Below are 20427 nucleotides of genomic sequence, written 5' to 3'. Positions count from 1 at the left end.
GTAAGTTATGGCCGCTTTGGACCAGACCCAGGTGAAAGATGGTGTCGATCAGGAAACCGTGGATGCGGTACGCGAAGTCGGAACCTACAAGTACGGCTGGGATACTGACATTGAGATGGAGTACGCGCCGAAGGGTGTGAACCCGGATATCGTCCGTCTGATCTCGGAAAAGAACGAAGAGCCGGAATGGATGACCGAATGGCGGTTGGCTGCGTTCGAGCGCTGGACCAAGATGAACGAGCCCAAATGGGCGATGGTCGACTACCCTGAGATCGATTTCCAGAACCAATACTATTATGCGCGTCCGAAATCGATGCAAGAAAAGCCCAAGTCACTGGATGAGGTTGATCCCAAGCTTTTGGCCACATACGAAAAGCTTGGTATCCCTCTGAAAGAACAGATGATTTTGGCTGGCATCGAAGGCGCTGAAGACGCTCCTGCCGAGGGTCGCAAGGTCGCTGTAGACGCGGTTTTCGACTCGGTTTCTGTGGGGACGACCTTTCAGGCCGAATTGAAGAAAGCAGGCGTGATCTTCTGTTCCATCTCGGAAGCGATCAAAGAGCATCCTGAACTGGTGAAGAAGTATCTTGGTACTGTTGTTCCCGTATCGGACAATTATTATGCCACTCTGAACTCGGCCGTGTTTTCGGATGGATCCTTCGTTTATATCCCACCGGGCGTCCGCTGCCCGATGGAGCTGAGCACCTATTTCCGCATCAACGCGGAAAACACAGGTCAGTTCGAACGCACCCTGATTATTGCCGACAAGGGGTCTTACGTCTCTTATCTGGAAGGCTGCACGGCGCCTCAGCGTGATACCGCACAGCTGCACGCCGCGGTGGTCGAGATCATCGTCGAGGAAGACGCTGAAGTGAAATACTCGACCGTTCAGAACTGGTTCCCTGGGGATGAGAACGGCAAGGGCGGCATCTATAACTTCGTTACCAAACGCGCCGATTGCCGAGGCGATCGGTCCAAGGTGATGTGGACGCAGGTAGAAACCGGCTCGGCCGTGACCTGGAAATACCCGTCCTGCATTCTGCGGGGCAACGAAAGTCAGGGTGAGTTCTACTCGATTGCGATCACCAACAACTATCAGCAGGCCGATACCGGCACGAAGATGGTTCACTTGGGCAAGAACACCAAATCGCGCATCGTGTCCAAAGGCATCAGCGCGGGCAAGGCCCAAAACACCTATCGCGGTCTGGTCTCGATGCACCCGAAAGCCAAGGACAGCAGGAACTATACCCAGTGTGACAGTCTGCTGATTGGCGACAAATGCGGTGCGCATACGGTTCCTTATATCGAGGTCAAGAACAACTCGTCCCGCGTTGAGCATGAGGCGACGACATCCAAGGTGGATGACGATCAGCTGTTCTACTGCCGTCAGCGCGGCATGGACGAAGAAGAAGCCGTGGCACTGGTCGTCAACGGGTTCTGCAAGGACGTGCTGCAAGCGCTGCCGATGGAATTTGCCATGGAAGCACAGCAACTGGTGGCAATCTCGCTGGAAGGTTCGGTTGGCTGATGACACGTGCACGCCGTACTCGCATCCAGAAGAATGATGTACTGACCTGGGTTGGATACATCCTTCCTGTTCTGGGTGGGTTGCTGGGCGTCGCATTCGTCAATGTCAATCATATGGAGTTCATCAACCCGGTTTGGGCAGTGGGCGGAGGGGCGATCCTTGGTTGGATCGTCGCGCGGCTGATCCGCAGAATTCTGGGTTAGGAAATTGATGGGGCCGTGACGCCCCTTGCGATACGCAAAAGGACAAAACATGCTGGAAATCAAAAACCTGCACGTGCAGCTTGAAGAAGAAGAAAAGCAAATTCTCAAAGGTGTGGACCTGACGGTTGAAGCCGGCAAAGTGCATGCAATCATGGGACCGAACGGGTCGGGCAAGTCGACGCTCAGCTATGTTCTGTCCGGTCGCGACGGCTATGAGGTTACCGAAGGGTCGGCCACGTTGAACGGTGAAGACCTGTTGGAAATGGAACCGGAAGAGCGCGCCGCGGCGGGTGTTTTCCTTGCATTCCAGTACCCGGTCGAAATTCCGGGCGTTGGCAACATGACCTTCCTGCGGACCGCCGTGAACGCGCAGCGCAAGGCACGTGGCGAAGAAGAGCTGTCAGCCGCCGACTTTCTGAAAGAAGTGCGCGCCAAGGCAAAAACTCTGAAGATCGACGCTGACATGCTGAAGCGTCCGGTCAATGTGGGCTTCTCAGGTGGTGAGAAAAAGCGCAACGAGATTCTGCAGATGGCCATGTTGGAACCCAAAATGTGCATCATGGACGAGACCGACTCGGGTCTTGATGTGGATGCGATGAAGTTGGTGGCCGAAGGTGTAAACGCACTGCGCGACGAAGGCCGTGGTTTCCTGGTGATCACGCACTATCAGCGCCTGCTGGACCACATCAAACCGGATGTGGTGCACATTATGGCCGATGGCCGCATCGTCAAAACCGGCGGTCCGGATCTGGCGCTTGAGGTTGAAAACAATGGTTATGCCGACATTCTTGCCGAGGTGAACTGATGGCCTTGCCCGAAGCCAAACAATCCGCAACCGAGGCACGGCTGTCTACGTTGACCATGCCCGACGCAGGCTGCACCCGTGCCGCGCGCGAAGATGCGCTGGCACGTGTGCTTGAAACTGGTGTGCCAAACCGGCGTGATGAATACTGGAAGTACACTCAACCGGATTCGCTGGTTTCGCCAGATGCTATCCCGGCTGCAGTTTTTGCAGATGATGAACCCCTGATGTTCAATGCGCTCGACCGGTTGAGTATCGTTTTCGTAGACGGTGTTTTCAGCGCCGAGGAGTCGGACGACTTGTCACTGGAAGGTGTAAGTATCGACCGGCTCGAGGATATCTGCTGCAAGGATATTCACTGGGCCAAGGACCTTTATGGGGTTCTGGAAGCCCGCGGTCAAACTCCGGTGCAGCGTCCGCTCGCGGCATTGAACACGGCCTTTGCTTCGGATGGTGTGGCCATTCACGTGACAGGCAAACCGTCCAAGCCGATTAACCTGATCTATCGCCACGCCTCGCCAACCTCTGACGTGATCATGCACCATGTTGTGCGTGTGGAAAGCGGGGCCGAGGCAACCATTCTGGAAACCGGCCCGGCGGCGTCACGCTTCAACAAGTGCATGGAAATCGACATTGCCGACAAGGGCACGCTGCATCATGTACGTGCGCAGGGCAGGGACCATGAGCGTCGCGCCGCGACCCATATGTTCTCGCGCCTGGGGACTGAGTCGGTCTACAAATCCTTCACTCTGACTGTAAATGGCATGCTGACGCGCAATGAACAGGTCGTGGAATTGACCGGTGATGACGCGATGGCCCATGTGGCCGGGGCCTGTGTCGGTGATGGCGACTTCCATCATGACGACACTGTGTTCGTCACCCATGACGCAGTGAACTGTGAAAGTCGTCAGGTTTTCAAGAAAGTGCTGCGCAATGGGGCGACCGGCGTGTTTCAGGGCAAGATCCTTGTGAAAGAAGGAGCTCAGAAAACCGACGGCTATCAGATCAGCCAATCGCTGCTTCTGGACGGTGACAGCCAGTTTCTCGCCAAGCCCGAGCTTGAGATCTACGCCGATGATGTGGCATGCTCGCATGGCTCGACGTCGGGTGCGATTGACGAAACCGCACTGTTCTATTTGCGGTCTCGCGGGGTTCCGACCAAGGACGCGACCAATATGCTAACACTTGCGTTCCTGGCCGAAGCGGTGGACGAAATCGAAGACAGAGCGTTGGCTGATGAGATTGTCAGCCGTCTGGAGGGGTGGCTCGCCCGCCGCAGTTAATGGCTCTTTCGTCGGATATTTTGGCAACATACCGGGGGCCGGGGCGTGTTGTGCGCCGGCTTCTGGACTTGGGGCCACGAGAAGACCGGGCGCTAGTCTTTGTGATGGGCTTTTGCATCGTCGCGTTTATTGCGCAGATGCCTGGGCTCTCGCGTCAGGCGCATCTGGAAGGCGTTGAACTGAACATGCTGCTGGGTGGTGCGCTGCTGGGTACTGTGTTCATTTTGCCTTTGTTTTTCTACACGCTGGCCTTGGTCTCGCATTGGGCCGCGCGACTGGTTGGTGGCAAGGGCACCGCCTACGGGGCAAGGCTTGCCCTGTTTTGGGCCTTACTTTCGTCGGCGCCGTTGGTCTTGCTGAACGGTTTGGTGGCCGGATTCATCGGGCCCGGACCTGCTTTGTCGATTGTGGGCTTCCTTTGGGTTGCTGTTTTTGTCTGGTTCTGGTTATCCGGTCTCAGACAAGTACAAAGGTCAGCTGAATGAATATTCCACCTTTGGGTCCCCTGGTCGTTCTGACGCTCAGACGGCCTGCCGAAGCGGCCCGTCAGATTTTGACCCTTGATCTGGGGCGGGAAGCCGTCTGGCTGAGCTTTTTCCTGGTGGTGGTCTTCAATTGCCTGATCCAACTCAGCACCGATCTGATCATCCCGACGCCGGACGCCCAGTTGAACCCCGAGGCGGAAGGCATCCCTTTCATTCTGATCCGATCAGCTGGTGCAATGCTGCTGAGCGTCGCCGCCTTTCTGTTGGTCGGGCGAGTGCTTGGGGGGAATGCAACGCTTTCGGGCCTGTTGACCCTTATGATCTGGCTGAGCTTTTTACAAAGCGGTGCGTTGCTGGCCATGGTCATCTCCAGCGTGACCATACCCGCCCTGACGTTTCTGCTGCTGCTGGCGACCCTGGGGTGGAGCCTTTACATAACGCTCCATTTCCTGAACGAGGCGCATCAGTTCGGCTCGCTCGGCAAGGCGTTTGCCGTAATCCTGCTGGCGGCGATTGTCGCCTTGCCCATAGTCCTCATGTTCACCCCAACCGGACCTGTCTAGGAAATACGCTTATGTATGATGTGCAGAAAATCCGCTCTGACTTTCCGATTCTGTCGCGTCAGGTCAATGGTAAACCTTTGACCTATCTGGACAACGGCGCTTCGGCCCAGAAACCTCAGGTCGTTATTGATGCCGTGACTCGCGCCTATGCCGAGGAATATTCGAATGTTCATCGCGGCCTGCATTACCTGTCCAATCTGGCCACCGAGAAGTACGAATCCGTGCGCGGCACCATTGCCCGTTTTCTAGGGGTTTCGAATGAGGATGAGATCGTCCTGAACTCGGGCACGACCGAGGGGATCAACCTTGTCGCTTACGGCTGGGCGATGCCGCGACTTGAGGCCAGGGACGAGATCGTTCTGAGCGTCATGGAGCATCACGCCAATATCGTACCCTGGCATTTCTTGCGGGAACGGCAAGGCGTTGTTCTGAAGTGGGTGGATGTGGACGCGGACGGGGGGCTGGATCCTCAGGCCGTAATTGATGCGATTGGACCAAAAACCAAGCTGGTTGCTGTGACCCAGTGTTCGAATGTGCTAGGCACGGTTGTGGATGTCAAAGCCATCACCGAGGGTGCCCATGCCAAAGGTGTTCCAGTTCTGGTGGATGGCAGCCAAGGCGCGGTCCATATGCCGGTGAATGTCGAAGAGATCGGTTGTGATTTCTATGCAATCACCGGTCACAAGCTGTATGGCCCGTCCGGGTCTGGCGCGATTTTCATCAAATCCGAACGCATGGCCGAGATGCGCCCCTTCATCGGTGGCGGAGACATGATCAAAGAGGTCAGCAAGGATGAGGTCATTTATAACGACCCGCCAATGAAGTTCGAAGCCGGTACGCCCGGTATCGTTCAGACCATAGGCTTGGGCGTTGCGCTGGACTACATGATGGATCTGGGAATGGCGAACATCGCGGCCCACGAATCCAACCTGCGTAACTATGCCATGCAGCGACTGACAGGATTGAACTGGTTGCAGGTGCAAGGCACACGCCCAGACAAGGCCGCGATCTTCAGCTTTACACTGGACGGGGCCGGCCATGCACATGATGTTTCGACCATCCTGGACAAAAAAGGCGTGGCTGTCCGCGCTGGTCATCACTGCGCCGGGCCGCTGATGGACCATCTGGGCGTGACCGCAACCTGCCGTGCCAGCTTTGGTCTTTATAACACCACGGACGAGGTCGATACGCTGATCGATGCGCTGGAATTGGCGCATGATCTGTTCGCCTGACTTTGGACTTAAACTGGGTGTAACACCCGCGATTTGCAGTTGCACCCGGATCGGAACAAGGTTAGCTAACGGCCAAGGCACCTGTAGCTCAGCTGGATAGAGCGCTGCCCTCCGAAGGCAGAGGCCAGAGGTTCGAATCCTCTCAGGTGCGCCATTTCCCTAAAACGCCATTGATATCATTAGGTTTTTTGGCCTTTTTGGAAACCGATTTGAACCAGTTTCCCATTTCCACTCGAAACGAGTGCTCTTTTGTTCACGCCCTTGGTGTATTCTTCGATCTTTTTTAGGCTGTCGTGACCTGTCCACGCGCCAATCTTGTGAGGGGTCCAGCCAGCATAGACCAGTGAAATTGCGAATTGATAACGATGCTCGGTTCTACTCTGTGCAGTTTTGTGGCGTATTTAGATATCCCAAGTAGCATCGACTATGTCGACTTTGCGATTATCAGTCCTATCGACGTTGTAGCATATCCATTCAAGAGCAATCGCATGTGCTTGGTGTCAGAGTATTGCCTTGGATCTCCTTTTCGCCTGTCAACGGTACGATCAAGCGGGTCGTCACCTAAACGAATGTCCAGCGGTTCCACAGTGTGTCCTTTGTCTTGGAGGCGTTTCACAGCGTCTTCAATGTCACGTAACCTATAGATTGCAGTTTTACCGCCTTTTGAAGTCCGGGAGTTCGATGAGAGATTAAATTCCGTTGTATGTACAGCGACCCCACCGGGACGCAGACAATTCATCTGATTCTCCAAGAAACGAATGCCTAGTTCGAGAGAACCGCAATGCTCGAAAGAACACGTGGACCAAGTAAAGTCAAAACCAGATACATCGTTCGGAATATGGTTCATGTCTATGGGTCGAAACTTGACGTTCTTTCGAAGGATTTCGTTCGAACAGATATCCGGGAACATTAAATCTTCAACTGCCGCACTCCATTGCCCAGTTACATCCCAGCCTTTGTTTCCCTTGTTATCATCCGCAAGGTCGCTCGCTAAAACTTCGCAACCGTGCGCCGCAAGGTAAGCAGGGATTCTTTCTTTCCCAACTGCGAAACCTAAGCCTTTCATCCCACGCTTGAGAAGGCCGCGCTCGCGCAAAACTTCCAATATGAAAGCAAACTCCCAATGCTTACGATGGTGAACATGTGAAAGCCGAAGTTCGTTTATGCAGGCACGAAACTGTTTTGAGTTTAGTCGCCCTGTACGTGCGATTTCTGAATGCAACGGGCCTTGGCTCAATGGGCTATCAGATGAGACGTAGCTAATATTGGGGTCGCGTTCGAAGCTTTCGATACCCATCTTGGGAGTTGGTAGCACGATTGCTTCAAGCTTATCGACAAAGGTTCGAGCCATGGTGATCCACCAAAAACAGGGTTGTAATAGTATCTTGTGAAGTTCGATACACTATTTTTTACATAAAGGGACACCAAATTTATACGTTGCGTACAAGGCTTCGTTGATAACCTCTTTGAATGCAAATCCATCAGCGATAAAGCGACTTAGAAATTGTAAAGATCACTATCTGTGCATGGCATACGTCAGGAGATGCCGCTGTCTTTGCCCCCTAAAACTGGGCCACTACTTTGGCCTCGCAAAATGAGCTGGCGGGTACGAGACAACGCCTCCCTTCGAAACTTCCCTTCCAAAGCCCGCTCGATCTGACCTTGTCGTCACGGGCATTATTCCACGCGTTGGGTTGGATTATTGCCCCGGTCTTTTTCGATTTCTTCGTGGTGCGGAAGCCCCAGCTAAGCGGGACCAATTCGCGACCGCCATTCTCGCTCTTGCGGACAACTGGAGCCATGTGCTTCGGGAAGATCGCGGGCAGCGGCTCGGCGTTGCCCAGCTTGTCCCGCTCTGCGGGTATATCGAACAATTGCCGCATAGCATCGGCTGGAATCGTGTTGGAATACAAATTGCACATAGCAAAGACGGTAGGTGCCAAAACTCATTTGGACAAGTATTCTGAGTTCGCTAGTTGTTCCGCATGACGACTTGGCCCAACCGATTCCCCTTTGACCTCCATAAAGAACTTGAAGCCCGACCCATCCCGGATTGGGAAGCGGCCTTGCGCGTCTGGCAAAGGCGCACGGGCCGAAACTCAAGGTCCAATGGTATCCACAGCTACAGCGCGCCATCTCAGACCTGCATTCACGCCGATACGTGGCCAAGCCTCAAGATCACTGGATGGCGATCAAAGAGTGGCTGGAGCGCAAGGACGTTCCCGCGCCGGACAATCTGCCGGGGTGGCCTGAGATGGGGTGAAAATGCCCCAAAACAGTTTCCAAAACGGTATGTAAGTCATTGATTTTTGGTGACGGGGTGTGAACCTAGTTTCCAATGTATGCCATTGAAAAGTAACGATAATCGTAGACCTCTCAGGTGCGCCATCACTTTACATATTATTGAATATATTGAGTGAGCACTGTTTTCAGTTGGCCCGGTATACAAAGCGACTGTAGACGCCTTCATTGAGGCGGTTATTTCTCCAACAGCACGTTTTCCTGTACACTCTCTGGATGAGTTTGGTTCGGTTCACCTTTGAAGGAGGAAAGAACTTGCAAGTCATCTCTTCAAAAAAGATGTTTCTTACCGTGGTCGCGATTGTAACGGTTTTGGGCTGTTCGTTTGTCACAGGCTTTTCATCTATAAGCATCATTATATGGGTTTTGGTCGGAATTGTAGCCGCTTTGATCCTCGGCAAGCTGACTGATGAGGACTGGGGCAGCGATGATTTGGAAGATGAAAGTGCTTCTGGGTCTAACGTTCAATCTGGCGTCGACGATGAAAAGGCGCGTGAGACCGGGAGCGCTACTGCGGAAACCGCAGCCGCAAGCGATTCCAGCGGCGGTGACGCCGGTGGAGGAGGCGGCGGAGGCGGAGATGCAGGGATGTAGCTGGTACAGCCAGTCGATCCACTGCAAGCGCCCTCAGATAAGTTAAAAACGCAGGGTTTTTTTGTTTAACCGCGCCAGGTGCGGACAACGCCGCAGTCCATGTGAACGAAATTCGAACCGTAATACTGCCCAACGCCCCCGGCGCGGCAAGACATCGCGGCCTTGGCCATCTGCGACACCGAGCGAGACGCCAAACGCAGGTCAGCAGCCTGACCTTCCATATGAAGCGACTTGCGCGCAACGCGGCGCGACCTGGACCGCAGCATCGCGTTGGTCTGCGGCGAGCGATAACCCGACAGCAGCATATAGGGTTCATTCACATCCAGAAGGTTGTGTGATGCCGCCATGATATCAATCGCGCGCAAATCGATGGATTTTGTCTGATCTGTACGCCAATCACGCATGAAGTGGTTCACTTCTTTGACAGCGTCCTTGATATATTTACCATCGACCCAATAAATCATATCCAACCGTTCGCCCGTGCGACCGGAATACATACGAATGCGACGGATATCACCGCCACCGCGCAAGAAGCCTGCTGCATTGGAATAAGAGGGTGCTGCCGCGACTGCGGTTGCTGCAAACGCACCCAATAGGGCACGCCGGGTCAAGCCCGAGGAACTGCTCTTGGTCATTTTTGGTTCGTCCCGTACTGTTCCTGCCTGCACACGATGTTACGCGCGCTGTCTTAATTTTTTTTCCACCCCAGATGCGAAATGTATGGCACAATCGGAATCAGCGGCCAAGAAGTGTTTCACATTCACCTTTTCAAGGGGGAATTTTCGGCAGTTTTTTGCGCAAATGACACAGGGTCTCGCATTTTTTATGCAGTTGTGAGGATCGGGTCACCCTGCCGATGCAAACGCGCATCAGGCGCGGACAGAAGCGTTATGGTAGGGTATTTGTGAATAGACAAGCATTGGACCTCAAATCCATAGTGGCTCGACGCGAATATCCCACCTCAAGCTATTGAATACTCAAGGCCATCCAATGCTTTCTGTTTTTCGAACCAGTACCAGTATCCTTCTCACCGCATGTTTTGCGGCAACGGCCAGTGTCGCCAACACCGCCTCTGAACCAGCGCCAAACACCGCGTTTCAGATGGCAATCGCTGAGAATACACCGCTAAATTCAGAGATTTCCGCGTTCTATCGCGCCAATGGATTCGCGCCGATCTGGGTTGGGGATACGCTGGAACATACTCAGCGCCGGGCCGCGCTGATCTTGGCATTGTCAAACGCACATCTGCATGGTTTGCCACAATCCGAGTCTACGGTGGCAGTCGTGTTGGAAGAGATGGCGCAAGCGCGATCCGTGCGCGACCTTGGCGCAATCGAAGCAGAGCTTAGTCGGGTTTTCGTTGAATATGCTGACACGCTATTTTCGGGTACGGTTCAGCCTGGGCGTGTGGACGAGGGTCTGGTTCGGAGCGTTGAACGCCGCAGCGCCGCAGCGCACTTGGCAGGTTTGAATGCGGAAGGCGCGCAGTATATTGAGCAGTTGCCACCGCAAACCCCTCAATACCGGGCGTTGATGAAGCAGAAACTGGCACTTGAAGCGCTGGTGGATCAAGGTGGATGGGGCGCAACAGTGCCCGTAAGCAAGCTGGAATTCGGCGATACCGGCCCCAATGTTGTGAAACTGCGTAACCGACTGGTTGAGATGGGGTTTATGAAACCTTCGGCCAGCCCGGTTTTTGACGATGCCCTTCTGGCCGGGGTTCAAGCGTTTCAAACCGCGCATGGACTGGCGTCTGATGGTGTCGCAGGCCAAGGCACGATCACGGAACTGAATCGCCCAGCCTCAGACCGGTTGAAAGCCGTTTATGTGGCGCTCGAGCGTGAACGTTGGCTGCCAAGAGAGCGGGGCGCACGTCATATCCTGGTGAATCAGGCCGATTTCTCGGCCAAGATCGTTGATGACGGCCGGGTCACTTTTGAAACCCGCACGGTGATTGGCAAGAACACCAGTGATCGACGCAGCCCCGAGTTTTCGGATGTGATGGAGCATATGGTAATCAACCCAAGTTGGTATGTGCCGCGCTCGATCATTACCAAGGAATACCTGCCGAAACTGCAATCCAATCCAAATGCAGTGGGGCACATTGAAATCACCGACCGCAGCGGCCGGCAGGTCAATCGTGGAGCGGTGGATTTCACCCAGTTCACGGCCCGGAATTTCCCGTTTGCAATGCGCCAACCGCCCAGCAAAAGCAATGCACTGGGGCTGGTGAAGTTCATGTTCCCCAACAAGTACAACATCTATCTGCATGATACGCCTCAGAAAAACCTGTTTGCGCGCGAGGTGCGTGCGTTTTCGCATGGCTGTATCCGATTGGCGCAACCATTCGAGTTCGCTTATGCTTTGCTGGCGAAACAGGAAGAAGACCCCAAGGCATTCTTTCACCGTGTCCTCAAGAGCGGGAAGGAAACCAAGGTCGAACTGGAACAACATGTTCCGGTACATCTGATTTATCGGACGGCCTATATCGGGTCGAAGGGCGAAGTGCAGTATCGTCGCGATGTCTATAATCGCGATGCCAAGATTTGGGAGGCTCTGCAAAAGGCAGGGGTGGCCCTGCCGGACGTTCAGGGGTAAGCACGGGTCAAATCCTGCCAAAAGGAAACCCGTCATGCAGTTTACAGTACAACAAATCGCCGACTCTCTGAGCGCTGAATGTCAGGGCGACACTGGCCTGACAATTGTACGGGCTGCGGAACCCAGTGACGGGGGTCCGACTGATCTGGCTATGGCCATGTCTCCGAAATATGCCGACGAACTTTCCAACGGCCAGGCGCGGGCGGCGGTTTTGTGGGAAGGGGCAGATTGGCAGGCCCTGGGGCTGCGCGCTGCGATTTTTGTAAAACGACCGCGTATGGCAATGGCCGGTATCACCGCAATGCTGGATCGAGGGCAGGGGGTTGAACCTGGCGTCCACCCATCTGCCGTGGTCGATCCTACAGCCGAGATTGGTGCGGATGTTTCTGTTGGGCCTTTGACAGTTATCGGCGCGCGCGCGCGGATTGGTGCGGGTTCGGTCATTGGGGCGCATTGCGTGATTGGGATGGACACGGTTCTTGGTGAACAGGCGCTTTTGCGGGAAATGGTCAGCATTGGTGCACGGGCCCAGATCGGAGACCGCTTTATCGCGCAACCCGGTGCTCGGATCGGAGGTGACGGGTTCAGCTTTGTGACGCCCGAAATATCCGGAACCGAAAATGCCCGCAAAACCTTGGGCGATCAGGGCGAAGCCAAAGCCCAGAGCTGGCTGCGCATCCATTCTTTGGGCGCGGTCGAGATCGGAGATGACGTCGAAGTTGGGTCAAACTGCACAGTGGATAACGGCACGATCCGCAACACCTGCATCGGTGATGGTTCGAAACTGGATAACCTTGTTCATGTAGGGCACAATACCCGCGTTGGGCAGGATTGCCTGTTGTGTGGACAGACAGGCGTGTCGGGGTCCGTCGAGATTGGCAACAACGTTGTTCTGGGCGGGCAGACCGGAGTGTCCGACAATATTTTCATCGGGGATGGTGTCATTGCGGGCGGAGGCACAAAGATTCTTTCAAATGTTCCCGCCGGGCGCGTTATTATGGGGTATCCAGCCATCAAAATGGAGACCCATACTGATGTCTACAAGGCGCAGCGGCGGCTGCCGCGTATGGCACGCGACGTTGAGGCACTCAAAAAGGCTGTTTTCAAACAGACCCCAAGCGATTAAATCATCCTCAAACTGGAAACCAGGGGATCGACATGAGCATCAGCGACCGCGTCATCGCAATCATTGCAGAGCAGGCAGTGCTGGAGCCATCGGATGTGACGCCCGAAAGCACGCTTGAAAATCTGGGCATCGACAGCCTTGGTTTGGTTGAGAGCATCTTCGCCATCGAAGAAGAGTTCGACATATCTGTTCCGTTCAACGCAAACGAACCCGAGGCCAATGATTTCGACATTTCCAATGTGGCTGCGATCATTACCGGGATCGAAAAGCTTGTGTCGGAAAAGGTCTGATCAGCGCTCATGAAACGTGTTGTCATTACCGGCGCAGGTACGATCAATTCGCTGGGCCACTCGGTTCCTGACACTTTGGAAGCCATGCGCGAAGGTCGCTGCGGCATCTCGGAGCTGGAATTCCGGGACGTAGATCGTTTGGCCATCAAGATCGGCGGTCAAGTTCGTGGGTTTGAGGCAGAAGGGCGGTTTAACCGCCAGCAGATGTCTCTGTACGACCGGTTCACTCAGTTCACCCTGACAGCCGCCAAAGAAGCGATTGAGCAGTCGGGCATTGAATTCCACGGTGAATTGGCTGCCAGATCCGGCGTTGTACTTGGAACGGCGGGTGGGGGCGTCTCGACCTGGGATGACAATTACCGTTCGGTCTATGAGGATGGTAAAAACCGGGTTCACCCGTTTGTTGTTCCAAAGCTGATGAACAACGCGGCAGCCAGCCACGTGTCCATAGAGTACAACCTCAAAGGCCCCAGCTTTACGGTCTCGACCGCCTGTGCCTCTTCGAACCACGCCATGGCGCAAGCCTTTCAGATGGTGCGCAGCGGGGCCGCCCCGGCGATGATCACAGGTGGGTCGGAATCCATGCTGTGTTTCGGCGGGATCAAAGCGTGGGAAGGTTTACGCGTGATGTCCAAAGACGCCTGCCGCCCCTTCAGCGCCAACCGCAACGGAATGGTTCAGGGGGAAGGTGCAGGCATCTTTGTATTCGAAGAATATGAACACGCGCGTGCGCGCGGTGCCGAGATACTGTGTGAAGTTGCCGGCTTTGCCATGTCGTCTGATGCAGCGGACATTGTGATGCCAAGCAAACAGGGCGCTGCGCGGGCCATGGCGGGCGCCCTTGCCGATGCCAAACTGAATGCCAGTGATGTCTGCTATATCAACGCACATGGCACGGGCACGGCGGCGAATGACAAAACTGAATGCGCGGCAGTTGCAGGTGTCTTTGGTCCCCATGCAGATGATCTGATGATCTCATCCACCAAATCCATGCATGGGCATTTGATTGGTGGCACAGGGGCCGTTGAACTGCTGGCGTGTATCATGGCGCTTCGAGACGGCGTCATTGCACCGACCATCGGATACGAAGAACCAGACCCTGAATGTGCGTTGGATGTGGTGCCGAATGAAGCGCGAGAAGCGAAAGTCAACGTCGCGCTGAGCAACGCGTTTGCGTTTGGCGGGCTAAATGCCGTTCTGGCATTGAAGCGGATATGACAGACACAAACGCCGCCGCACTTTGTGCAGCGGCGCAAGCGTTAACGCGGATTAGTTCGTGTTGATGTTCAGGGCGTCATAGCCGGATGTAAAGCCGGACAGCGACATGTCCATTTCCAGTACCTGATCGGGAACCCGGGCCGGAACCAGCGAGAATGTCGCCTTGCTGCCTGCTTTCATGGCGTCAATGTCACCTTGGCTAAGGCCAAGCTGTGCAACGCAGCCAACCGGCAGGCAATGATGATAGTTGTACAGCTTGCGTGGCGCGCCATCGATGGACAAGGCGAGCTGGGCTTGCAGCAGCGTCTCCAATGGAACGATCACATTTGCCCAAGCAACAGCGGCTCCACCTTCCGGCAATTTTCCGATTGAAACTTCTGCAATCGGGTCTCCTGCGGGGCCATTCAACACCTGAACGACGGCACAAGGGTCTTCCCCAGCCTGCGCTTTGATGCAGGACACATCCCAATCGCCGAATTCTTCGCGAACAAACTGTTCACCAACGCGTGGCCCTTCCTGACCCAGGTCAAGCCCAGTCTCTGGTTCGGTTGTTGGTGTCTCTTGAGCATAGGCCGTACCACAAAGCAAAAGGGCTGCCACTGTGTTAAACGAGAGGATTTTCTTGATCATGAATGCCTCGGTGTGATGATTGAGCTTTTTGCCTCGTTTAGCATTCTTCTGTACCGGTGTCAGGCACTAACAGAGCATCCTCTGTGAACGTGAACGGATTTTTGCCTGAATGTGAGACAAGACCCTTTTTCATTAGAAAAAGGGAGCCGTTTGATCAGCTCCCTTTCCCAAAAGGTTCTCCCCGTCGGACTGGCCGACTTATTTATGCGCAAACCCTACGAGAGCGGCGCAGGTGGGTCAACAGCTATCCTGAATTTTTAATCTGCTCGTCAGAACTTGCACATGTCTTGACGCAAGCAAAAAAGCCGTGCCCGAAGGCACGGCCAGTCGACAGGGAGGAAGTCTGCCCCACGAGATCAAAACCACCGCAGAGCAAATTGACTATCGCAGTCAAAGGTTAACTTTGTATGCTGGTCACGGATCGGTGAACAATAAGGCAGTGTTAATGGGCAAGACTATTTTTTTGGGCGGCGGTGGCGAAGGGTATGGCGCACCGCAGGAATTGGCATTGAACTACGCAAACCGCCACGGATTGATCGCCGGTGCCACTGGAACGGGTAAAACCGTAACGCTGCAAATACTTGCTGAAGGATTCTCACAAGCAGGCGTCCCGGTGTTTCTTTCGGATGTCAAAGGGGACCTGTCGGGTCTGGCTTTGGCTGGAAGCCCAGAACATAAATTGCATCAGGCATTTCTGGACCGTGCTGAACGTATCGGTTTTTCGGATTTCAGCTATTCCGCTTGTCCGGTAACGTTCTGGGATCTGTTTGGCGAACAGGGCCATCCGGTGCGCACAACGATCACGGAAATGGGGCCCCTGCTGCTGTCGCGCCTGATGGAACTGAGCGGGGCGCAGGAAGGTATTCTGAACATCGCGTTCCGTGTGGCTGATGAAGAAGGGATGCCGCTGCTGGATCTCAAGGACCTTCAGGCACTGCTGGTCTGGATCGGAGAGAACCGCGCGCAACTGTCGCTGCGCTATGGCAACGTGTCGACATCTTCGATTGGCGCAATCCAAAGACGTTTGCTGGTGCTGGAAAACCAGGGTGGCACGAAACTGTTTGGCGAACCCGCGCTGGATCTGGCCGATCTGATGCGCACAGATGAAAACGGGCAGGGGATGGTGAACATCCTGGCCTCGGACAAATTGATGGCCTCGCCCCGGCTCTATGCCACCTTCCTTCTTTGGCTGCTGAGCGAGCTGTTCGAGGAACTACCTGAAGTGGGCGACCCCGAGAAACCCAAACTGGTGTTCTTCTTTGACGAAGCACATCTGCTGTTTGACGATGCCCCCAAGGTTTTGGTGGACAAGGTTGAACAGGTGGCGCGTCTGATCCGATCAAAAGGCGTTGGGGTGTATTTCATCACGCAAAACCCGGCGGATATCCCCGAAGATATTCTGGGCCAGCTGGGCAATCGGGTCCAACACGCCTTGCGGGCTTTCACCGCACGTGACCGCAAGAACCTACGCATGGCAGCCGAAACTTACCGAGAGAACCCGGCTTTCGACACCGAAGCCGCGATCCGAGAGGTTGGCGTCGGAGAGGCCGTGACCTCGATGCTGCAAAAGAAGGGCGTTCCGGGCATTGTCGAGCGCACCTTGATCCGCCCGCCGGGGTCTCAGCTCGGGCCGGCCTCAGCGGCGGAACGCAAAGAAATCCTAGCCGCGTCCCCGATGGCAGCGAAATATGACAAAGGCGTAGACCGAAAATCTGCTTTTGAAATCTTGCAAGCGCGGGCAGATGCGGCCGCCAAAGCTGCAGAACAGGCAGAAGCTGATGAGGTGCTTGAAGCGCAATCGCCGATGGAACGCGAATTTTCTGCCGCACGCAGATACTCAGGCAGCCGGGTGGGTCGATCGTCTTCTCGTGTGCAGCGCAGGAAAGACACGTTTGCAACGGCGATGACCGAAGCCGTGATCAAGGAACTAAAAGGAACAACCGGGCGACGTCTTGTGCGCGGTATTCTGGGCGGTTTATTCAAAAACAGATAATGGCGCGGCGCCCAAAACGGGCGCCGACGCAATTATTTCAAACGACGCAGACCTTCCTGGCGGCAATAAGCGTCGGCCTGGGGTACCGACATTTTTGTGGCCGGAAAATCGATTGCGCGGTCCCAAGTCACTCGATCCTGGCGATACAACTGGCAGGTCACGACCCCTTGGGGCGTCTGAACCTTGACCGGCGTTGTTTCAAGATCTTCGGGTCTGGGTATACAGGCGGCTGTTGTGGCGACAACAACCAAAAGCAAAAGAACTGTTCCGAAGCGTGGTGCTTTCATTTTTATACTCGTATCAACACGTTAGAATGATCGTTTAAGATCGGCTTGAGCGGGTGTGAGTGCCAGCAACAGACCGCATAAGAAAAACACTGCGGTGTGCCCGTTTAGTCACAATACCTTCAAGAATCAAGAAACCGCGCCCGTTTTCAGGCGCGGTTGAACTTTTTTACGTAGCGTTGTGGTCTATTTCTCTGGAATCAGGCCCCTCGGGCTGAATCTGAGAACAATCAACAGAATCAGGCCCATGGTGAACAGGCGCATGTGGGCAGCACTGTCGATCAGATGCGCCTTCAACCAGCTGCCATCGGGCATACCTGAGGTAATCAAACTCATCAGCCACAAGCCGATCGGTTCAACCTGAACCCAAAGGAACCAAATCAAGAATGCGCCCAGCACAGCCCCAAAATTATTGCCTGATCCACCAACGATCACCATCACCCAAACAAGGAAGGTGAAACGCAGCGGTTGGTAGGCGCTTGGTGTCAATTGGCCGTCCAACGTGGTCATCATCGCGCCCGCGATACCACAAACGGCCGATCCCAGAACAAAAATCTGCAGATGCCGGCGCGTGACGTCCTTGCCCATGGCTTCAGCCGCAACCTCATTGTCGCGGATCGCGCGCATCATGCGGCCCCACGGGCTTTTCAGTGCCATCTGAGCCATCCAGAGCAGCACCAGAAGCACGATCATGAACAGCAAGGAATAACCAAGCTTGACCGACAGGGTCGAGGCCGTGATCGGGTCAAGCCCGAACCAATCCGCACGCGCCAGGAAAGCTGGATCTTGCTGCAAATCGACCTCATACCCCACCACAGGGGACGGGCGCGGTATGCCGTAGACGTTTTTCACACCTCGGGCCAGCCAGTCTTCGTTCTTCATGACGGCGATGATGATCTCGGCAATGCCCAGTGTAGCGATGGCCAGATAATCCGACCGCAGACCCAGCGCGGTTTTCCCGATCAGCCACGCGGCACCGGCAGCCAGCAAACCGCCCGCAGGCCATGCCAGCAGGACCGGCAGGTTCAGACCGCCGATATTGCCAGCAATTGCTGGATCGATGGCCTCGATCGCTGCAACATTGGGATCAAACACCGCGCGATAGACAAAGAACCCAACGAGCAGAACGGCGATGATCGTCAAGGTCTGCATCCGGCCTTTAGGCATCTTCGTAGCAACCAGAACGGCGGCCACAACGGTTGCGGCCCCCAGCAGCAGCGACAAAACAATCCCGTAACCGCCTGCAACCCAGGCCCCCGGCGTAGGTGGTGTTGACACCAGCACAACCGCCAGACCGCCAAGCGCGACAAAGCCCATGACACCCACATTGAACAGGCCCGCAAAGCCCCATTGCAGGTTGACCCCAATCGCCATGATGGCCGAGATCAGCCCCATGTTTAGGATAAGAATGGCCGTGTTCCAGCTTTGCGTGAATCCAGTCAGCAGGATCAGACCGGCAACAACAGCAAACAGCAGCGTGTTTTTGACGGGCTCGCTCATATCACTTTTCCTTTGAACAGACCCGTAGGCTTGAACAGAAGCACAATCAGCAAAATCACGAAACTGACCGCAAATTTGTAATCAGTGGACAGGAACTGCACCAATCCCGACGGCTCCAGACCTTCCGGCGCGACATAGGTCAGTACCTTCTTCCAGGCATAGGTGATCGTCACTTCGGAAAACGCGATGATGAACCCACCTGCGATGGCTCCCAATGGGTTTCCCAGCCCTCCAACGATCGCTGACGCAAAGATCGGCAGCAGCAACTGGAAATAGACAAAGGGCTTGAAGCTTTTGTCCAGACCATAAAGCACACCCGCCGTGGTCGCGAGGGCCGCAACGATGATCCACGTGATCATAACCACGCGTTCCGGGTTGATACCGGACAACAGCGCGAGATCCTCGTTATCTGAATAAGCGCGCATCGATTTGCCGGTACGGGTTTTGTTGAGGAACCAGAACAAAAGCACCACGGCAACAACAGCCACGACAACCGTGATGCCCTGCGAGGTCTTGATCGCCAACCCCTCACGCAGGCCAGTCATCTCTTTGAAATCCCGCGCTTTGATCAGGAACCGTGCGCCATCCGAAAAGCGCTGATCATCCGGCCCGATGATAAAGCGCACGAGGCCGTTCAAGATGAACATCACACCCATCGAAACGATCACGAGGATCACTGGTTTGGCCTTTTGTTCCCTATAAAAGCGATAGACCAGCCGGTCGGTGATCAGCACCAGAACAATACAGCCCAAAATGGCGAAGGGCAGGGCGAGCAGAGCGGTTGGCAGCGGGCCAAAACTAATCCCGGCAGCCTGCAGACCCCACGTGACCAGCACGGCGATCATTGCGCCAAAGGCCATCGTGTCGCCATGGGCGAAGTTCGAGAACCGGAGGATGCCGTAGATCAACGTGACCCCAAGCGCCCCAAGCGCCAGTTGGCTGCCATAGGCCACAGCAGGCACCAACACAAAATTTGCAAGCGCTACAAGCGCGTTGAGTAAGTCCATGAATCCATCTCTTTGTCCGGGTGCGATCTTATGGCACGCGGTCAGGTGAAATGACAATATTTCCTATGTGCTTAACGTCGTGTTTGGCATGGAAAACACGACCAAGACGCGCTTTAAACCCGTTCGCAGCCTTTAGCTCGTGTCGCATAGGTGACGGTTCGTTACGGATCTCCGATCCATCCCCGCGGCAAAGTCAGGCACTTTGACCAAGGGTTTTGGTTCACACGCCTTATCACCGGATTTCAAGGTTAAGTGAAGTTGCAGGTCCAACCTATTGCAACCTTCGGATTCGTAACGAATTTTGTCCAAGGCGTGGGGGCGCAGAATGAAATGAAAGAGGTTCGACATGAAGATTTTCGCGGCTTTTGCCCTGGGAGCGATCTTGCCGGTGGTGGCGCATTCCGCAACAAGCGATCCCCTGAATGGCGCTGACTTTGTGGTAAATTGCATGTCGGACGGCAACGGGGGCGCGGTGACTCTGGCGCGGTCCGGGGCGACCGACAAAGGGTTCATTGTGGCCGACAACATCAAGGGCGAGGCTCAGATCATTCCCGGCCTGAATTCTTTGACCTTCCTGCATATCATGGATCAGGACGTCGTGACCTTTGTGGTGGACTTCGACAACCTGCATTATGACATGTCGATCAAAGGCCCACACGCGGTGAATGACTCCGGGTATTGTAGCAACCCGGCGGGGTGAAGGTTGGCAAGGCGGTTACCCTTGGCCAAAAGCAAGTCGTAGCCGCCTTCAACGTTCGTCTGGAACTACGGGCGAGAGGGTTAACTGTCC

General features: G+C 54.9%; 21 protein-coding genes and 1 tRNA gene. 15 read left to right on the top strand and 7 right to left on the bottom strand.

Annotation, left to right across the window (positions count from 1 at the left end; translation table 11 throughout):
- Positions 1 to 7 precede the first annotated feature (7 nt).
- The 8 genes from sufB to ALB80_RS02935 all read left to right on the top strand — a co-directional run bounded on the left by sufB (position 8) and on the right by ALB80_RS02935 (position 6250).
- Complete coding sequence (gene sufB, locus ALB80_RS02970; RefSeq protein ID WP_050602507.1) at positions 8 to 1528, top strand: Fe-S cluster assembly protein SufB; 1521 nt, start codon at positions 8 to 10, stop codon at positions 1526 to 1528.
- Positions 1528 to 1731 carry a hypothetical protein gene (locus ALB80_RS02965; RefSeq protein WP_050602506.1) on the top strand — a complete coding sequence of 68 codons (204 nt, stop codon included), beginning with the start codon at positions 1528 to 1530 and terminating at the stop codon, positions 1729 to 1731. The genes sufB and ALB80_RS02965 overlap by 1 nt, the downstream gene beginning before the upstream one ends.
- A 49-nt stretch (positions 1732 to 1780) precedes the next feature.
- Positions 1781 to 2536, top strand: a complete 756-nt coding sequence (gene sufC, locus ALB80_RS02960; protein WP_050602505.1) for a Fe-S cluster assembly ATPase SufC — start codon at positions 1781 to 1783, stop codon at positions 2534 to 2536.
- Positions 2536 to 3816, top strand: coding sequence for a SufD family Fe-S cluster assembly protein (locus tag ALB80_RS02955; protein ID WP_050602504.1), 1281 nt, complete (start codon positions 2536 to 2538; stop codon positions 3814 to 3816). The genes sufC and ALB80_RS02955 overlap by 1 nt, the downstream gene beginning before the upstream one ends.
- Complete coding sequence (locus tag ALB80_RS02950) at positions 3816 to 4301, top strand: YIP1 family protein (RefSeq protein WP_050602503.1); 486 nt, start codon at positions 3816 to 3818, stop codon at positions 4299 to 4301. The genes ALB80_RS02955 and ALB80_RS02950 overlap by 1 nt, the downstream gene beginning before the upstream one ends.
- Positions 4298 to 4864 (top strand): YIP1 family protein, encoded by a 567-nt coding sequence (locus tag ALB80_RS02945; protein ID WP_050602502.1) that lies wholly within the window; start codon positions 4298 to 4300, stop codon positions 4862 to 4864. The genes ALB80_RS02950 and ALB80_RS02945 overlap by 4 nt, the downstream gene beginning before the upstream one ends.
- Positions 4865 to 4875: 11 nt before the next feature.
- On the top strand, positions 4876 to 6096 hold the full coding sequence (locus ALB80_RS02940; RefSeq protein WP_050602501.1) for a cysteine desulfurase: 1221 nt from the start codon (positions 4876 to 4878) through the stop codon (positions 6094 to 6096).
- A gap of 77 nt (positions 6097 to 6173) precedes the next feature.
- A tRNA-Arg gene (locus tag ALB80_RS02935) sits at positions 6174 to 6250 on the top strand.
- Between the two features lie 270 nt (positions 6251 to 6520).
- On the opposite strand, the gene ALB80_RS02930 is transcribed toward ALB80_RS02935, so the two are convergent.
- Together ALB80_RS02930 and ALB80_RS02925 are read right to left on the bottom strand one after the other, a co-directional pair.
- A complete protein-coding gene (locus ALB80_RS02930) occupies positions 6521 to 7447 on the bottom strand; it encodes a class I SAM-dependent methyltransferase (RefSeq protein ID WP_050602500.1) in 927 nt (308 codons plus the stop codon).
- Between the two features lie 211 nt (positions 7448 to 7658).
- Positions 7659 to 8018 (bottom strand): SOS response-associated peptidase family protein, encoded by a 360-nt coding sequence (locus ALB80_RS02925; RefSeq protein ID WP_050602499.1) that lies wholly within the window; start codon positions 8016 to 8018, stop codon positions 7659 to 7661.
- 634 nt (positions 8019 to 8652) lie between these two features.
- Here ALB80_RS02925 and ALB80_RS02915 point away from each other — a divergent pair.
- Positions 8653 to 8991 (top strand): hypothetical protein, encoded by a 339-nt coding sequence (locus ALB80_RS02915; protein ID WP_157054128.1) that lies wholly within the window; start codon positions 8653 to 8655, stop codon positions 8989 to 8991.
- A 65-nt stretch (positions 8992 to 9056) separates the two neighbouring features.
- Here the strand turns inward: ALB80_RS02915 and ALB80_RS02910 are convergent, their stop codons facing one another.
- Positions 9057 to 9626: a DUF882 domain-containing protein gene (locus ALB80_RS02910; RefSeq protein ID WP_050602496.1), complete on the bottom strand. Its 570-nt coding sequence runs from the start codon at positions 9624 to 9626 to the stop codon at positions 9057 to 9059.
- A 355-nt stretch (positions 9627 to 9981) separates the two neighbouring features.
- Here ALB80_RS02910 and ALB80_RS02905 point away from each other — a divergent pair, with 355 nt between their 5' ends.
- The 4 genes from ALB80_RS02905 to ALB80_RS02890 are packed head-to-tail and all read left to right on the top strand — an operon-like array spanning position 9982 to position 14223.
- The gene (locus ALB80_RS02905) at positions 9982 to 11589 is read left to right on the top strand and encodes a murein L,D-transpeptidase (protein ID WP_050602495.1); all 1608 of its coding nucleotides are present in this window, start codon (positions 9982 to 9984) and stop codon (positions 11587 to 11589) included.
- Between the two features lie 34 nt (positions 11590 to 11623).
- Positions 11624 to 12715, top strand: coding sequence for a UDP-3-O-(3-hydroxymyristoyl)glucosamine N-acyltransferase (lpxD, locus tag ALB80_RS02900; RefSeq protein ID WP_050602494.1), 1092 nt, complete (start codon positions 11624 to 11626; stop codon positions 12713 to 12715).
- Between the two features lie 32 nt (positions 12716 to 12747).
- Entirely contained in the window at positions 12748 to 13005 is a 258-nt protein-coding gene (locus tag ALB80_RS02895; protein WP_050602493.1) for an acyl carrier protein, read from the top strand.
- 9 nt (positions 13006 to 13014) lie between these two features.
- Positions 13015 to 14223 carry a beta-ketoacyl synthase gene (locus ALB80_RS02890; RefSeq protein ID WP_050602492.1) on the top strand — a complete coding sequence of 403 codons (1209 nt, stop codon included), beginning with the start codon at positions 13015 to 13017 and terminating at the stop codon, positions 14221 to 14223.
- Positions 14224 to 14274: 51 nt separating this feature from the next.
- Here the strand turns inward: ALB80_RS02890 and ALB80_RS02885 are convergent, their stop codons facing one another.
- Positions 14275 to 14853, bottom strand: coding sequence for an invasion associated locus B family protein (locus ALB80_RS02885; protein WP_050602491.1), 579 nt, complete (start codon positions 14851 to 14853; stop codon positions 14275 to 14277).
- Positions 14854 to 15298: 445 nt separating this feature from the next.
- On the opposite strand from ALB80_RS02885, the gene ALB80_RS02880 reads away from it, so the two are divergent.
- Positions 15299 to 16846, top strand: a complete 1548-nt coding sequence (locus ALB80_RS02880) for a helicase HerA-like domain-containing protein (protein WP_050602490.1) — start codon at positions 15299 to 15301, stop codon at positions 16844 to 16846.
- 32 nt (positions 16847 to 16878) lie between these two features.
- Here ALB80_RS02880 and ALB80_RS02875 read toward each other — a convergent pair whose 3' ends face one another.
- The 3 genes from ALB80_RS02875 to ALB80_RS02865 all read right to left on the bottom strand — a co-directional run bounded on the left by ALB80_RS02875 (position 16879) and on the right by ALB80_RS02865 (position 19637).
- A complete protein-coding gene (locus tag ALB80_RS02875; protein ID WP_050602489.1) occupies positions 16879 to 17133 on the bottom strand; it encodes a hypothetical protein in 255 nt (84 codons plus the stop codon).
- 183 nt (positions 17134 to 17316) lie between these two features.
- A complete protein-coding gene (locus ALB80_RS02870) occupies positions 17317 to 18630 on the bottom strand; it encodes a branched-chain amino acid ABC transporter permease (protein WP_050602488.1) in 1314 nt (437 codons plus the stop codon).
- Positions 18627 to 19637 carry a branched-chain amino acid ABC transporter permease gene (locus ALB80_RS02865; RefSeq protein WP_050602487.1) on the bottom strand — a complete coding sequence of 337 codons (1011 nt, stop codon included), beginning with the start codon at positions 19635 to 19637 and terminating at the stop codon, positions 18627 to 18629. The genes ALB80_RS02870 and ALB80_RS02865 overlap by 4 nt, the downstream gene beginning before the upstream one ends.
- 346 nt (positions 19638 to 19983) lie before the next feature.
- On the opposite strand from ALB80_RS02865, the gene ALB80_RS02855 reads away from it, so the two are divergent.
- Positions 19984 to 20337 (top strand): hypothetical protein, encoded by a 354-nt coding sequence (locus tag ALB80_RS02855; RefSeq protein WP_050602485.1) that lies wholly within the window; start codon positions 19984 to 19986, stop codon positions 20335 to 20337.
- Positions 20338 to 20427: the final 90 nt, after the last annotated feature.

Origin of the sequence: Ruegeria sp. 6PALISEP08, assembly GCF_001238295.1 — a bacterium.
In the GTDB taxonomy this organism is placed as follows: domain Bacteria; phylum Pseudomonadota; class Alphaproteobacteria; order Rhodobacterales; family Rhodobacteraceae; genus Ruegeria.
The sequence above is the reverse complement of the archived record's forward strand: the minus strand, read 5'-3'. Positions and strand labels throughout refer to the sequence as shown.

Excerpts from the sequence above, each read along its gene's own strand:
- sufB (WP_050602507.1), top strand. The coding sequence starts at position 8 with ATGGCCGCTTTGGACCAGACCCAGGTGAAAGATGGTGTCGATCAGGAA.
- ALB80_RS02965 (WP_050602506.1), top strand. The coding sequence starts at position 1,528 with ATGACACGTGCACGCCGTACTCGCATCCAGAAGAATGATGTACTGACC.
- sufC (WP_050602505.1), top strand. The coding sequence starts at position 1,781 with ATGCTGGAAATCAAAAACCTGCACGTGCAGCTTGAAGAAGAAGAAAAG.
- ALB80_RS02955 (WP_050602504.1), top strand. The coding sequence starts at position 2,536 with ATGGCCTTGCCCGAAGCCAAACAATCCGCAACCGAGGCACGGCTGTCT.
- ALB80_RS02950 (WP_050602503.1), top strand. The coding sequence starts at position 3,816 with ATGGCTCTTTCGTCGGATATTTTGGCAACATACCGGGGGCCGGGGCGT.
- ALB80_RS02945 (WP_050602502.1), top strand. The coding sequence starts at position 4,298 with ATGAATATTCCACCTTTGGGTCCCCTGGTCGTTCTGACGCTCAGACGG.
- ALB80_RS02940 (WP_050602501.1), top strand. The coding sequence starts at position 4,876 with ATGTATGATGTGCAGAAAATCCGCTCTGACTTTCCGATTCTGTCGCGT.
- ALB80_RS02930 (WP_050602500.1), bottom strand. The coding sequence starts at position 7,447 with ATGGCTCGAACCTTTGTCGATAAGCTTGAAGCAATCGTGCTACCAACT.
- ALB80_RS02925 (WP_050602499.1), bottom strand. The coding sequence starts at position 8,018 with ATGTGCAATTTGTATTCCAACACGATTCCAGCCGATGCTATGCGGCAA.
- ALB80_RS02910 (WP_050602496.1), bottom strand. The coding sequence starts at position 9,626 with ATGACCAAGAGCAGTTCCTCGGGCTTGACCCGGCGTGCCCTATTGGGT.
- ALB80_RS02905 (WP_050602495.1), top strand. The coding sequence starts at position 9,982 with ATGCTTTCTGTTTTTCGAACCAGTACCAGTATCCTTCTCACCGCATGT.
- lpxD (WP_050602494.1), top strand. The coding sequence starts at position 11,624 with ATGCAGTTTACAGTACAACAAATCGCCGACTCTCTGAGCGCTGAATGT.
- ALB80_RS02895 (WP_050602493.1), top strand. The coding sequence starts at position 12,748 with ATGAGCATCAGCGACCGCGTCATCGCAATCATTGCAGAGCAGGCAGTG.
- ALB80_RS02890 (WP_050602492.1), top strand. The coding sequence starts at position 13,015 with ATGAAACGTGTTGTCATTACCGGCGCAGGTACGATCAATTCGCTGGGC.
- ALB80_RS02885 (WP_050602491.1), bottom strand. The coding sequence starts at position 14,853 with ATGATCAAGAAAATCCTCTCGTTTAACACAGTGGCAGCCCTTTTGCTT.
- ALB80_RS02880 (WP_050602490.1), top strand. The coding sequence starts at position 15,299 with ATGGGCAAGACTATTTTTTTGGGCGGCGGTGGCGAAGGGTATGGCGCA.
- ALB80_RS02875 (WP_050602489.1), bottom strand. The coding sequence starts at position 17,133 with ATGAAAGCACCACGCTTCGGAACAGTTCTTTTGCTTTTGGTTGTTGTC.
- ALB80_RS02870 (WP_050602488.1), bottom strand. The coding sequence starts at position 18,630 with ATGAGCGAGCCCGTCAAAAACACGCTGCTGTTTGCTGTTGTTGCCGGT.
- ALB80_RS02865 (WP_050602487.1), bottom strand. The coding sequence starts at position 19,637 with ATGGACTTACTCAACGCGCTTGTAGCGCTTGCAAATTTTGTGTTGGTG.
- ALB80_RS02855 (WP_050602485.1), top strand. The coding sequence starts at position 19,984 with ATGAAGATTTTCGCGGCTTTTGCCCTGGGAGCGATCTTGCCGGTGGTG.